Here is a 13,271-nt window from a genome sequence, read left to right as displayed (position 1 = left end):
GCTACGAGATGCGGATCACGTTATGGCAACGACATGAGATCCCCACGGAAAATTAAGGGAAAGACTCCGGATAACCACCCCGCGGGACACACCGAGACTTTTAACTGGTCTTCCCACTGCAATGCCCGACAGGGTAAAAAGGAATTGGTAACAGCAAACCTGTCTGCATCACCGCACGTCAAAGCGGGGTGCTGGACGAAGGGACCGATATTCGTGGCGCAGCGTGTCGTGGTCACCCTCTTTGACGACATCGACGGCGGGGAAGCGGCGGAAACGGTCGCATTCGGTCTCGACGGTTCGTCGTACGAGATCGACCTCAATAAGGCGAACGCCCATCAACTGCGCGAAGCGCTGGCCCCCTACCTGGAGGCGGGCCGCAAGCGGTCCAGCAGGACCGGCAAGGCGTACAAGCGCACCGAGGTCGGCCCCGACCCGGCCGCCGTGCGCGCCTGGGCCCGCTCGAACGACTTCGAGGTCCCGCCGCGCGGCCGCATCCCGAAGCGCGTCTACGAGGCATTCGCCGCGGCCAACTGAGCCCGCGCGCCCGCCGCTCGGAGCCTCTCGGCGACCGGACTTGCGCTGCACCCCCGAGGGTCGGCTAAAGTCTGGAGCACGCCGAGGGGCGAGGCCGCAGGGCCGGACCTCACGGAGTACATGCGGGTGTAGTTCAGTAGTAGAACATCCCCCTTCCAGGGGGAAGGCGCAGTGTGCAATTCCTGTCACCCGCTCTGCATCGTGTACCGAGCACTTCGGTGAGTACGGTAGGCTGATGCAAGCAGTGCGAACGTAGCTCAGTTGGTAGAGCGCAACCTTGCCAAGGTTGAGGTCGCGAGTTCGAACCTCGTCGTTCGCTCAGAGATCGAAGGCCCCGGTCCTCCTGGACCGGGGCCTTCGGCGTTCCCGGCCCCCTCTGACATTTGTCATGCGAGCCGATGACAGCGCGCACTGACGAACTCCCGCCCCGGGCGGAACGCTGGACCCATGACCAGCAACGAGCGCGTGATCGACGTCACCGATCTGCGCCGCGTGTACGGGGACAACACCAAGGGTTCCTTCGAGGCGGTGCGCGGAGTCGACTTCTCCGTGGGCCGCGGCGAGCTCTTCGCCCTCCTCGGCACGAACGGCGCCGGAAAGACCTCCACGGTCGAGCTCATCGAAGGGCTCGCGGCCCCGGCCGGCGGCCGGGTGCGGGTGCTCGGGCACGACCCGTACACCGAGCGGGACCTGGTGCGGCCGCGGATCGGGGTGATGCTGCAGGACGGCGGCTTCCCCAGCGAGCTGACCGTGACCGAGACCGTACGGATGTGGGCCGGGTGCACGAGCGGGGCCCGGCCCGTCGGCGAGGCCCTGGACGCGGTGGGGCTCGGCAAGCGCGGGAAGGTGCGCGTCAAGCAGTTGTCCGGCGGTGAGAAGCGGCGCCTCGACCTGGCGCTCGCGCTGCTCGGGCGGCCCGAGGTGCTCTTCCTCGACGAACCGACCACCGGCCTCGACGCCGAAGGGCGCCGCGACACCTGGGAGTTGGTGCGCCGGCTGCGCGAAGAGGGCACCACCGTGCTGCTGACCACGCACTACCTCGAAGAGGCGGAGGAGCTCGCCGACCGGCTCGCGATCCTGCACGAGGGGCGGATCGCCGCCGAGGGCCGCGTCGACGAGGTCGTCGCCTCGCAGCCCTCGCACATCTCCTTCGAGCTGCCCGACGGGTACTTCGTGGGCGACCTGCCGCCCCTCGGCTCGCTCGGCGTCGACGCGCACGACATCGAGGGCCGGCTGATCCGGCTGCGCACCGAGGACCTGCAGCGGGCCGCCACCGGGGTGCTCGTGTGGGCCAGGGACGCGGGCGTCGAACTGCGGCGGCTCGATGTCCGCGGCGCCTCGCTGGAGGAGGCGTTCCTGCGGATCGCGCAGGACGCCAAGGGCTCCGCGGGGGAGCCGGACCGGGAGAAGGAGATGGCGGTATGAGTGCCGTGACGATGGCCACGACGACCTCCGCGGGGCGGCTCAAGGCGCTCGCGCGGGCCGAGTTCACGCTCATCGGGCGGAGCAAGGGCGTGCTGTTCACGGCGGTCTTCGTGCCGCTCGTGCTGCCCTTCAGCGTCTCCCAGTCGGTGGACAAGGGAGACCTCAAGGGCGCGGGCCTCAACCTCGGCACCGTCATGATCTCCTCGGCGATCGCGTTCTCGCTGCTGTTCGCCGTGTACAGCTCGCTGGTGAGCGTGTACGCGTCGCGGCGCGAGGAGCTCGTCCTCAAGCGGCTGCGCACCGGGGAGCTGCGTGACCTGGAGATCCTCAGCGGGGCCGCGGTGCCGTCCGTCGTGATCGGGCTCGTCCAGTGCACCGCGGTGGCCGTCGTGTGCACGTTCGCGCTGGACGCGGGAGCGCCAGAGGCTCCTCAACTGGTCGTGCTCGGCGTGCTGTTGGGCATTCCGCTGTGTGTCGCGCTGGCCGCGCTCACCACGGTCTTCAGCCGCAGCGTGGAGAGCGCCCAGGTCGCCGCGATGCCGATGCTGCTCGTGTCGATGATCGGCTCCGGCGGTGTGGTGCCGCTGGAGATCTTCCCGGACAAGCTGGCGACCGTGTGTGAGCTGCTGCCGCTGACCTCGGCGCTCACCCTTGTACGGGGCGGCTGGAGCGGGAGCCTGTCCGGCGGGGAGTCCCTGAAGGCGATCGTCATCGCGGTGGCCTGGATTCTGGTCGCGGTGTTTGCTGTGCAGAAGCGGTTCCGGTGGGAGCCGCGGCGCTGAGAGGGGTTGACGTGCGGGTTCGCTGGCGGGACCGGAGCAAGGTCGAGCGGGTCGAGTGGCAGACCCGGGTCACGCTGCGCGCGGTCAACTGGCTGTTCTTCGCGGCCTGGTCGGTCTCCGGCCTCGCGGGCAGCGTGCTGCACGGCACCGTCCCGTACGCCCTCGCCGGCGCCCTGCTCGCCGTGAACCTGGTGCAGTGCGTGGTCGGCGACCGGCACGCGCTGGCCGCCCTCGACCAGTATCTGGGCCGGGGCCGTGTGCCCCGGGCCCTGACGGGGGTCGCCGCCGGGCTGGCCGTCGTAGCGTTCGGGCTCATCATCGCGCTGACCGTCACCGACAGCGTGCGGGACGGCCTGATCTTCATGCCGCTGGTGTTCGCCCCCATGCCGTTCACCTGCGCCTACGCGCTGACGGTGCCGGTGCGGTCCTTCGCGCGGCGGGCCGCCGTCGCCGTCGTGGTCTGTGTCGCCGCCGCCGCGGTCGTCGGCACGTCGCCCGGGGGCCTCGTGGCCGTGGCCCTGCTGATGGCCCTGACAGCCGTCCTCGCCCTGCTGACCTTCCGGTGCTCCGCCTGGTCCCTCTCCGTCATGTGGGACTCCGAGCGTTCCCGCGAGGTCGAGGCGCGGCTCGCCGTCGCCGAGGAGCGGCTGCGGTTCGGGCGTGACCTGCACGATGTGATGGGGCGCAATCTGTCCGTCGTCGCGCTCAAGAGCGAGCTCGCGGTGCAGCTCGCGCGGCGCGGGCGGACCGAGGACGCCGTGGCGCAGATGACCGAGGTGCAGCGCATCGCGCAGGAGTCGCAGAAGGAGGTCCGCGAGGTCGTACGGGGGTATCGCGAGGTCGACCTCGGCGTCGAACTGGCCGGTGCGCAGGGTGTGTTGAGCGCCGCAGGGATCGCGTGCACGGTCACCGGGTCCGCGGCCGGACTGCCGGGCGACGTGCAGTCCGCGCTCGGCTGGGTGGTGCGGGAGGCTACGACGAACGTGCTGCGGCACGGCGACGCGAAGGCCTGCCGGGTGGAGCTCGTGACCCGGGCGGAGGAGGTCGTGCTGACGGTGGAGAACGACGGGGCGGGGGTCGGCGCCGGGGGCGGACAGGGGTCCGGGCTCGCGGGGCTGCGGGAGCGGTTGGCCGCTGTGGACGGGGAGTTGGAGGCGGGAGAAGTGCGGTCCGGAGTGTTTCGGGTGGTGGCGAAGGTGCCGGTGGCGGCGGCGGGGCCGGCCGGGGTGCGGGAGCCGTCCGCGGAGGGTGTCCGATGACCGTGCACGTGCTGCTGGCCGACGACGAGCACCTCATCCGGGGCGCGCTCGCCGCGCTGCTCGCGCTGGAGGACGATCTCGTCGTCGTCGCGGAGGCGGCCACCGGGCCCGAGGCGCTCGCCATGGCGCGGGCGCACAAGCCGGACGTCGCCGTGCTCGATCTGCAGATGCCGGGCGCCGACGGTGTGAGTGTGGCCACATCGATCCGGGACGAACTGCCCGGCTGCCGGACCATGATCGTGACCAGTCACGGGCGTCCGGGACACCTGAAGCGGGCCCTCGCCGCGGGCGTGCGGGGCTTTGTGCCGAAGACGGTGAGCGCCCAGCGGCTCGCGGAGATCATCCGCACCGTGCACGCCGGAAACCGGTATGTGGACCCGGAGTTGGCGGCCGACGCGATCTCCGCCGGGGACTCGCCGCTGACCGCGCGCGAGGCCGAAGTCCTCGAACTCGCGGCCGACGGCGCACCCGTCTCGGAGATCGCGGAGCGGGCCGCGCTGTCCCAGGGGACGGTCCGGAACTATCTGTCGTCGGCGGTCTCGAAGCTCGGCGTCGAGAACCGGCACGCGGCCGTGCGTCTCGCACGCGAGCGAGGTTGGGTATAGTTGGCGTCGCGCCACGGCGCAGCGGCACCGCGCAAGCGGCGCTTGCGAACGTAGCTCAGTTGGTAGAGCGCAACCTTGCCAAGGTTGAGGTCGCGAGTTCGAACCTCGTCGTTCGCTCCATGAAGAAAGGCCCCCGGTCCTCGGACCGGGGGCCTTTCTCGTTTTCTCGTCCTGCTACGCGTCCCAGGGCGTGCCCGTCAGCAGCTCGTACGCCTCGATGTACTTGGCGCGGGTCGCGGTGACGACCTCGTCCGGGAGCGCGGGCGGCGGCTGCTCGCTCTTGCGGTCCCAGCCGGAGGCCGGCGAGGTCAGCCAGTCCCGCACGAACTGCTTGTCGTAGCTCGGCTGGGCGCGGCCCAGCTGCCACTGGTCGGCCGGCCAGAAGCGCGAGGAGTCCGGCGTCAGCACCTCGTCGGCGAGGATCAGCGAGCCGTCCTTGTCGTAGCCGAACTCGAACTTCGTGTCCGCCAGGATGATGCCGCGCTCGCGCGCGATGTCCCGGGCCCGGCTGTAGACGGAGAGGGTGGCCTGGCGCAGCGCGGCGGCGGTCTCCGCGCCGACCTGGCGGGCCACCTCCTCGTAGCTGACGTTCTCGTCGTGCTCGCCGACCTCGGCCTTCGTGGCGGGCGTGAAGATCGGGGCGGGCAGCTCGGAGCCGTCCTCCAGGCCCTCGGGGAGGGCGAGGCCGCAGACCGTGCGCGACTCGTTGTACTCGACCAGGCCGGAGCCGGTGAGGTAGCCGCGGGCCACGGCCTCGACCGGGACCATGTCGAGGCTCTTGCAGACGAGGGTGCGGCCCGCCCAGTCGGCGGGGGCGCCCTCGGGCAGCTCCTGCGAGATCACGTGGTTCGGGATCAGGTCCTGGAGCTGCTCGAACCACCACAGGGACAGCTGCGTGAGGACCTTGCCCTTGTCCGGGATCGGCGTGGGCAGCACCCAGTCGTAGGCGGAGATGCGGTCGGTGGCGACCATGACGAGGTCGCCCGCCTCGTTCCGGTACAGGTCCCGCACCTTGCCGGTGTGGAGATGCACCAGGCCCGGCACCTGAACAGGCTCGGGCTTTTCGACGAATCCGGACACGGTTCCTCCCCGTGGTTCTGTACGAGTACCTCTGATTCTCCCGTACACGGGGGCGGGTTTTGGCCACGGGTCCGGTGCGGCGGTGTGTGCTCGGTCTCGTCGTCAGTCGCGTTTGCAGATGCGGTCGAGGAGGTTCGCCGTCGCCCGCTGGATCCGGGGGTCGACGTGGCCGGGGCGGTCAAGGGCCGGGGACCAGGCGAACGTCCCGGACGCGAAGACCAGCGCCCCGGACGGCGACCGGTACAACGATGTCTCCTGGTGCCTGCGGGCCTTGTCGCTGTCGCGGTACGGGGAGTGGGCGAGCAGGATCCGGTCCTGGTGCTCGGGCAGGGAGGTGCGCGGGAAGTACCGGTCGGCCTCGCCCGCGACCAGTCCCTCTATCTCGTCCCCCTCGTGCGCGCCCGTGGCCTCCCACAGCCAGTGGTCCGCGTTCCGCACGATCAGGGGGTGGGGGTCGGGGACCCGGCCCGCGTACTGGATGCCCATCAGCTGCTGCTCCGGCTTGTCGATCTCCCGCCACAGCGTGGGCTTTCCGGGTCCTCTGCGCTTGCGGCACGTGAGCAGCCGGTCCGGTACGCCGGACGGGGCCGGGCCCAGCTCCACCTGCCAGTACATGGTGTTGGCGGAGAGGAAGACGAGCGAGGTCCCGTTCTCCCGGGCCAGCTCGGTCGTGCGGCGCATGTTCGCCGACCAGTACTCGTCGTGCCCCGGGAAGACCAGGCCCCGGTAGCGGGTCGGGTCGATGCGGCCCGCGTGCAGGTCACGGGCGTCGGCGTACGCCAGGTCGTAACCGTACCGCTCCGCCCAGCGGATGAAGTCGTACGCGTGCCCCACGTGCAGGGGCAGGCCCGCGCCCGCGTACGGGCGGTCGAAGGAGACCGTGATCGCGGCCTCGCTCTCGCCGAGCAGCCGGCCCTCCTCGTCCCACGCGTGGTACAGGCTCGCGCCCGTCCGCCCGTCCTCCGGGTAGAGGTTGTACGCCTGCCAGGTGATGTCCGGGAGCAGGAGCAGCAGATCGGCGGGCTCGGCGTCGCGGACCGTGAAGGGGATGTGCGAGCGGTACCCGTCGAGCGTCGTGAGGACGGCGACGTACGCGCCGACGTTCCAGTACGACGGGATCTGCAGCCGCCACGACAGCCACCAGTGGTGGCAGGAGACCGTGCGGTCCGCGGTCAGCGGGGGCGGCTGGACGATGCCGGACAGGCGCGGGCTCGTGGTGATCTTGCGGGCGCCGTCGCCCCCGTAGTGGCCGATGCGGTAGACGTCCACGGTGAACTCCTGCGGCGGGTCCACCGTGATGTGGAAGTCGATCGCCTCGCCGGGGGCCGCCGCGCCCGTCGAGGTGAAGCCCTTGATCTGGCGGTGCACGTCGTCGGCGGTGCGGGGGCCGCTGGTGCGCGGGGCGGGGATGTCGTGCGCGCCGGGCCGCGGCACATGGTCGACATACCAGGGAACGACATGTCCGGTGTCGTCGAAATAGTGCTCACTTCCGCGCAGCCAGGGGAGCGGTCCCTGTCCGAACGGGTCCGTGACCGCGTGCGCCAGCGCGCCTGATTCCCAGCGGGGAGTACGCGCGCGGGGCGGGGGGATGTCCTTGCTCGCCAGGTCCTTCGGGTGCCCCTCCCTGTCCGGCCCCATGCCTGCTCCCCTCCCTCGCTCCCCCGAGCCCTCACCCGCGGTCATGTCCGCGACCGGTCCCAGCACATCACATTACGCACGCACTCCGTCACCGTTCGTCGCGAATTGACGAGAGTGGAACAGTTCCCTCCGGATTTCCGGGAGTTGAGGGGGTTGGACGCCTCACACGAGGCGCACCGGCTTCTCCGGGCGCACGCCCCGGCCGGCCAGCCAGTCCTTGAGCGGCTCCACGTCCCCGTCCTCCACCAGGCTCAGCACTCGGGGCGTCAGATCGGCCGTCCGCTCCCCGTCGACCAGGAGCGAGGGGCCGTCCAGCCAGTCCAGGCCGGGGGCCGCACCCGCCGTGTCCACGGCGGCGCAGCAGACCATCGCGGTGACGTGGTCGGCCAGCAACTCCCGCCCACTGCGCGGCGGTTGCAACGGGAACAGCGGCAGCGCCCCTTCGTCCCACAACGCCCCGTCCGGACTCCCCTGCCCCGCGGGCGGCCCGGCGGCGACAGGCCGAGCGCTCTCCTCCCGGGCCACTTCGGCGGCGAGGGTGGAGGAGAGGGCGTCGAGGGCGGGCTCGTCGTGGTCGGCGCCGACCACGCCCTCATCGAGCTTCTCGGCGCCGGGTGCGGGCATTTCGAGCCCTTCGGCGGTGGGGGCGGAAAGATCAAGCCCCTGCGGCGATTGAGCAGCGGGGTCCGGGGCGGAACCCCGAGGCGTGGGAGCGGTCAGGTGGTCCAGGACACGGGAAAGCGTGGGGCCCTCCGGCCCTCCGGAGGGGTCCCGGACGCCCAAGGCATCCAGCACCCGGTGCAGCCGCGCCGCATCCGCCCGCCACTTCCGGTCCACCACCTCGTCCGGATACTCCTGCCAGTCCACCGGCGCCCAGTCCGGCCCGCGCTCGGCCGGACCACCGTGGAAGAGGCGCGCGGCGAGCAGGGACGCCGCCTCGTCGACGGTCCCGGGCTCCTCCAGCAGATCGCACGCGGGCCGCTCGCCGAGCCGCGAGGCAAAGCTCCCGTCCTGCGCCGCGAGGCGGTCGCGCCGGGACAGCTCGGTCAGGGCCGCGACCACGCCCGCGTCGAGCCGGGCCGGCCAGCGGCCCATCCGCCAGGCCGGCAGCGCGACCCGGGTGAGCAGCCGGTCCCAGCCCGCGTACGCGAGTCCGACCTGCTCCTGGGCGACGATCCGCAGGCCGTAGTCCACCGCCTGAGCGCGCTCGGCCGCGGCCGCGGCGACGCCGCGCTCCATCTCGGCGGCGTGCACCCGGCAGCCGGTCAGCAGCAGCCGGGCGACCCGGCCGACGCCGCCGAGCACCGCACGGGCCAGCGGGCCGCGGCCGTTCGAGGAGGAGACCGCCACCGCCGCGTCCAGGCCGCGGATGAAGCGCCGGGCCGCCGCTATGTCGGGGTGCGCCGAGGGTCCCGTACCGGCGACGACCGGGGCGAGGACGGCGCGCAGCTCGGCCACCCGCATCCACCACAGGAAGGGGGAGCCGATGACGAGGACGGGGGCGGCGGGGGCCTTCGGGTCACCGCCTGCGACGGGCGCGGGCGGGCCGTGGGCCGGGTGCGTACGGTCCTCGAGCCAGCTGTCGCAGTCCGGGGTGAGCGCTATCGCCGAGGGCGCCGGGACGTCGAGCCGGTCCGCCAGGTCGCGCACCAGCCGGTAGAGGTCGGGGGCGGTCTTCTCGGCGATCGGGATCGTCGGGCTGACGGCCGGGCGGGCGCGCGCCACGACGAGGGCGACGGCCGCGGCCGCCAGCAGGACGACGAGGGCGATCGCGCTCACGATGCCGCGCGCGACATCCCAGCCCCCGCCCGTCAGATGGCCGGTGCTGCCACCCGCGAGCAGCACCACGGAGGCGGCCGCGGGAAGCAGCGCCAGGGCCGTCGCCCTGCTGCGGATGCGCAGCACGGCGAGGGCTCGGGAGCGCGCGCTCTGCGCACCCATCTCCACACCCGTACCGGACACGACCGATGTCACCCCCTGCTGCCCTTGCCTGGTGCCCAGCCAGGGGCCGAAACCCGCGGCAGAGCTCTGGTGGCGTTGCTCACTCCCCCACAATGGCACCCGCCACTGACATCGCAATGCCGGTGGTCCGTCTGGTTCTGCGCGGCTCGCACGGGTGCCGTAACTCCGTGCGCCGCACCCTAGTTGGGGGTTCCGGCCTCGTCAGCCGGTTGGGCCAGCGGTCACTCGATGGAATGGCTTTGGGTAGAGGTGGGTGACATCGGGCGCCGGGCAGGCGAGGGTGTGGCCCGCCCGGAACCGGTCTCCGTCAGTGGCCGGAAGCGGCCTTCGCGGCGATGTCCGTGCGGTGCTGCGAGCCGTCGAGGCCGATGCGGTCCACGGCGGCGTACGCGCGCTCGCGGGCCTGCGTCAGATCGCCGCCGACCGCGGTGACGGACAGCACGCGGCCGCCCGCGCTGACGACCGCGCCGCTGTCGCCGTCCCGCTTCGTGCCGGCGTGCAGCACGTACGCGTTCGGGGCGTCCTGCGCGGCCACCTCGTCGAGCCCGGTGATCGGGTCGCCGGTGCGCGGGGTGCCGGGGTAGTTGTGCGAGGCGACGACGACGGTCACGGCCGCGTCCTCGCTCCAGCGCAGCGGCTCCAGGTCGGCGAGCGTGCCGTTGGCCGACGCCAGCAGGACACCGGCGAGCGGGGTCTTGAGGCGGGCCAGGACGACCTGGGTCTCGGGGTCGCCGAAGCGCGCGTTGAACTCGATGACGCGGACGCCGCGGCCGGTGATCGCGAGACCGGCGTAGAGCAGGCCCGAGAACGGGGTGCCGCGGCGCTTCATCTCGTCGACCGTCGGCTGCAGCACCGTGTCGAGGACTTCACCGACCAGCTTCGGGTCGGCCCACGGCAGCGGCGAATAGGCGCCCATGCCGCCGGTGTTGGGGCCCTCGTCGTCGTCGAGCGCGCGCTTGAAGTCCTGGGCGGGCTGCAGCGGGACGACGGTGGTGCCGTCGGTGATCGCGAAGAGCGAGACCTCGGGGCCGTCGAGGAACTCCTCGATGACGACGCGCTCGCAGGCCTTCGCGTGGGCGCGGGCCTCCTCGATGTCCTCGGTCACGACGACGCCCTTGCCCGCGGCGAGGCCGTCGTCCTTCACGACGTACGGGGCGCCGAACGCGTCGAGCGCCTCGTCGATCTCCGCCGCGTTCGTGCAGACGTAGCTGCGGGCGGTGGGGACGCCGGCGCCGGCCATGACGTCCTTGGCGAACGCCTTGGAGCCCTCCAGCTGGGCGGCCTCGCCGGACGGGCCGAAGACGGGGATGCCGGCGGCGCGGACCGCGTCGGCGACACCGGCGACCAGGGGCGCCTCGGGGCCGACCACGACGAGGTCGGCCTCCAGCTCCCGGGCGAGGGCGGTGACCGCCGCGCCGTCGAGGGCGTCGACCGCGTGCAGCTCGGCGACCTCGGCGATGCCTGCGTTGCCTGGAGCACAGTGCAGGGCGGTGACGTCGGGGTCGAGGGACATTGAGCGGCACAGGGCGTGTTCGCGGGCGCCGCTGCCGATGACGAGGACCTTCACGCCGGTCAGCCTATCCGCCCGACCGGGGTGGTCTTGTACGGGCTACCCAAGGCGGGGCGGGCGGAGCTTTGTGCGTTCCTCCAGCCACCGCGCGGGGCGCGCTACTCGTTCGTGAACTCCTCGACCACCGTCGCGCCCAGTTCGCGGACGATCAGGTCGTGGCCCGACAGCGCGTTCTCGTCGAGGTCCGGGTCGTCGTCCTCCGGGATGTCGTCCTCCACCGACACCGAGCGGCGGGGCGGCTCCTGAGGAGGAGCGGGGGCCGGGGTCGGCTCGGCGCTCGGCGGGGCGGGCTGGGGGGCGGACGACTGGGACTGCTGGGCCGGGGGCGCGGGGGCCGGGGCGGGCGCCGGTGCCGGGGCGGGCGCGGGGGCGTACCCGCCTCCGCCGTAACCGCCACCGCCGTAGCCACCGGCGGGCCCGGGCGGCGGGGGTGCGCCGCCGCCACCCGAGGTGTCGACGACGGCGTCGATCTTCCAGTTCGCCCCGAACTGCTCGGACAGGGCCGCCTTCAGTACGTCCTCGCTGCCGCTGCTCGCGAAGTTGTCACGGGCGCCCGCGTTCACGAAGCCGAGCTGGAGCGTGGTGCCGTCGAAGCCCGTCACCTGCGCGTTCTGACTGAGCAGGATCCAGGTGAAGCGGCGCTTGTTCTTGACCGCCTCCAGGATGTTCGGCCAGAGCGTGCGGGGGTCGGGGCCGCCGACCGGGGCCGGAGCGGCGGGCGCGGGGGCCGGGGCCGACTGCTGCGGGGCGGGGCCAGGTGCCGGAGCCGGGGCCGACGCCTGTGGGGCGGCCGGGGCGGGCGGCTGGCCGGAACCCGCGGCCGCGGCCGTGGGCCAGCCGCCGGGCCTGCGGGCGCCGCCACCCCCGCCCGCCTGGGCGGCGGTGGGCCAGGAGCCCGGGGCGGCAGGGGCCGGCTGGGCCTCCGCAGGCGGGGCGGCAGCCGGGGCGGGGCTCGGCGCGGGGGCCGGGGCCACAGGGGCCTGGGCCTGCGGAGCCACCGGCGCCGCGGGAGCCGGAGGAGTCGGAGGAGTCGGAGCCGCACCGGGAGCAGCCCCCGGAGCGCCGCCTCGCACCGCGGCCCGGGCCGCCGCGGGCCCGCCCCCCGGCTCGACGGGCGGCACGGGCGCCGGGGCAGCGCCATGGGCATCGGGCCCGGGAACGTACGCCATGGAGGGCGCGGGGCCCTGCCCGCCCGGCGTGAAGACGCCACCGCGCTCGATGCGGTCGAGGCGGGCCATGACCGAACGCTCGTCGTCGTACGCCGCGGGCAGCAGCACGCGCGCGCAGATCAGCTCGAGCTGGAGCCGCGGGGCGTTGGCGCCGCGCAGCTCGGTCAGGCCCTGATTGACGAGGTCGGCGGCCCGGCTGAGCTCGGCGGCGCCGAACGTGCTCGCCTGCGCCTGCATCCGCTCCACGACATCGGCCGGGGCGTCGATGAGCCCCTTCTCCGCGGCGTCCGGAACGGCGGCCAGGATCACCAGGTCCCGCAGCCGCTCCAGGAGGTCGGCCACGAAGCGCCGCGGGTCGTTGCCCCCCTCGATGACGCGGTCCACGACCTCGAAAGCCGCGGCGCCGTCACCGGTGGCGAACGCCTCGACGACCGAGTCGAGCAGCGAGCCGTCGGTGTAGCCGAGCAGGCCTGTCGCCATGGCATACGTCACACCGTCGTCGCCCGCGCCGGCGAGCAGCTGGTCCATGACGGACATGGAGTCACGCACGGATCCCGCGCCCGCCCGGACGACGAGCGGCAGCACGCCCTCCTCGACGGCCATGTCCTCCTTGCCGCACACCTCGCCCAGGTAGTCGCGCAGCGTCCCCGGCGGCACGAGCCGGAACGGGTAGTGGTGCGTACGCGACCGGATCGTCCCGATGACCTTCTCGGGCTCGGTCGTGGCGAAGATGAACTTGAGGTGCTCCGGCGGCTCCTCGACCACCTTCAGCAGCGCGTTGAAGCCCGCCGACGTGACCATGTGGGCCTCGTCGATGATGTAGATCTTGTAGCGGCTGGAGGCGGGGCCGAAGAAGGCCTTCTCGCGCAGATCACGGGCGTCGTCCACGCCACCGTGCGAAGCGGCGTCGATCTCGATGACGTCGATCGATCCCGGCCCGTTGCGCGCGAGGTCCTGGCAGGACTGGCACTCCCCGCACGGATTCGGGGTGGGACCCTGCTCACAGTTGAGACAGCGGGCCAGGATGCGCGCGCTGGTCGTCTTGCCGCAGCCGCGCGGGCCCGAGAACAGGTACGCGTGATTGACCCGGTTGTTCCGCAGCGCCTGCTGCAGCGGGTCGGTTACATGTTCCTGCCCGATGACCTCGGCGAACGACTCCGGGCGGTAACGGCGGTAGAGCGCGAGAGACGACACGCATACGAGGTTATAGGCGCGCACTGACAACCGGACCCGCCCACGGGTATCGC

The 13,271-nt window shown here is 72.6% G+C and carries 10 protein-coding genes and 3 tRNA genes; 8 read left to right on the top strand and 5 right to left on the bottom strand.

The genetic code is table 11. From position 1 onward, the window contains the following. The first annotated feature begins 213 nt into the window (after positions 1–213). The 8 genes from ACZ7L4_RS32145 to ACZ7L4_RS32110 all read left to right on the top strand — a co-directional run bounded on the left by ACZ7L4_RS32145 (position 214) and on the right by ACZ7L4_RS32110 (position 4,725). A complete protein-coding gene (locus tag ACZ7L4_RS32145) occupies positions 214–534 on the top strand; it encodes a histone-like nucleoid-structuring protein Lsr2 (RefSeq protein WP_450817577.1) in 321 nt (106 codons plus the stop codon). A 122-nt stretch (positions 535–656) separates the two neighbouring features. Next, a tRNA-Gly gene (locus tag ACZ7L4_RS32140) sits at positions 657–728 on the top strand. 52 nt (positions 729–780) lie between these two features. Next, a tRNA-Gly gene (locus ACZ7L4_RS32135) sits at positions 781–853 on the top strand. A gap of 128 nt (positions 854–981) precedes the next feature. Beyond that, complete coding sequence (locus ACZ7L4_RS32130; RefSeq protein WP_472108067.1) at positions 982–1,959, top strand: ABC transporter ATP-binding protein; 978 nt, start codon at positions 982–984, stop codon at positions 1,957–1,959. Further along, complete coding sequence (locus tag ACZ7L4_RS32125) at positions 1,956–2,741, top strand: ABC transporter permease (protein ID WP_472108065.1); 786 nt, start codon at positions 1,956–1,958, stop codon at positions 2,739–2,741. Before ACZ7L4_RS32130 ends, ACZ7L4_RS32125 begins: the two co-directional genes overlap by 4 nt. Before the next feature lie 11 nt (positions 2,742–2,752). Continuing rightward, on the top strand, positions 2,753–4,000 hold the full coding sequence (locus ACZ7L4_RS32120; protein ID WP_472108063.1) for a sensor histidine kinase: 1,248 nt from the start codon (positions 2,753–2,755) through the stop codon (positions 3,998–4,000). After that, positions 3,997–4,605, top strand: a complete 609-nt coding sequence (locus ACZ7L4_RS32115; RefSeq protein ID WP_385767567.1) for a response regulator — start codon at positions 3,997–3,999, stop codon at positions 4,603–4,605. Before ACZ7L4_RS32120 ends, ACZ7L4_RS32115 begins: the two co-directional genes overlap by 4 nt. Before the next feature lie 44 nt (positions 4,606–4,649). Further along, a tRNA-Gly gene (locus ACZ7L4_RS32110) sits at positions 4,650–4,725 on the top strand. Positions 4,726–4,779: 54 nt separating this feature from the next. Here the strand turns inward: ACZ7L4_RS32110 and ACZ7L4_RS32105 are convergent. From ACZ7L4_RS32105 to ACZ7L4_RS32085, 5 genes are all read right to left on the bottom strand, one after another. Continuing rightward, positions 4,780–5,685 carry a phosphoribosylaminoimidazolesuccinocarboxamide synthase gene (locus tag ACZ7L4_RS32105; protein ID WP_472108061.1) on the bottom strand — a complete coding sequence of 302 codons (906 nt, stop codon included), beginning with the start codon at positions 5,683–5,685 and terminating at the stop codon, positions 4,780–4,782. Positions 5,686–5,787: 102 nt separating this feature from the next. Further along, entirely contained in the window at positions 5,788–7,323 is a 1,536-nt protein-coding gene (locus tag ACZ7L4_RS32100; RefSeq protein ID WP_472108060.1) for a N,N-dimethylformamidase beta subunit family domain-containing protein, read from the bottom strand. A gap of 162 nt (positions 7,324–7,485) precedes the next feature. Next, positions 7,486–9,264 (bottom strand): M48 family metalloprotease, encoded by a 1,779-nt coding sequence (locus ACZ7L4_RS32095; RefSeq protein WP_472108178.1) that lies wholly within the window; start codon positions 9,262–9,264, stop codon positions 7,486–7,488. Positions 9,265–9,592: 328 nt separating this feature from the next. Beyond that, on the bottom strand, positions 9,593–10,852 hold the full coding sequence (gene purD / locus ACZ7L4_RS32090; RefSeq protein ID WP_472108058.1) for a phosphoribosylamine--glycine ligase: 1,260 nt from the start codon (positions 10,850–10,852) through the stop codon (positions 9,593–9,595). Between the two features lie 101 nt (positions 10,853–10,953). After that, entirely contained in the window at positions 10,954–13,218 is a 2,265-nt protein-coding gene (locus tag ACZ7L4_RS32085) for a DNA polymerase III subunit gamma and tau (RefSeq protein ID WP_472108057.1), read from the bottom strand. Between the last annotated feature and the right edge of the window lie 53 nt (positions 13,219–13,271).

This window comes from Streptomyces sp. NPDC107575 (assembly GCF_055657265.1).
Note: the sequence above shows the minus strand (reverse complement) of the source record. Positions and strands in the feature narration are given on the sequence as shown.

Excerpts from the sequence above, each read along its gene's own strand:
- ACZ7L4_RS32130 (WP_472108067.1), top strand. The coding sequence starts at position 982 with ATGACCAGCAACGAGCGCGTGATCGACGTCACCGATCTGCGCCGCGTG.
- ACZ7L4_RS32100 (WP_472108060.1), bottom strand. The coding sequence starts at position 7,323 with ATGGGGCCGGACAGGGAGGGGCACCCGAAGGACCTGGCGAGCAAGGAC.
- ACZ7L4_RS32125 (WP_472108065.1), top strand. The coding sequence starts at position 1,956 with ATGAGTGCCGTGACGATGGCCACGACGACCTCCGCGGGGCGGCTCAAG.
- ACZ7L4_RS32115 (WP_385767567.1), top strand. The coding sequence starts at position 3,997 with ATGACCGTGCACGTGCTGCTGGCCGACGACGAGCACCTCATCCGGGGC.
- ACZ7L4_RS32095 (WP_472108178.1), bottom strand. The coding sequence starts at position 9,264 with ATGGGTGCGCAGAGCGCGCGCTCCCGAGCCCTCGCCGTGCTGCGCATC.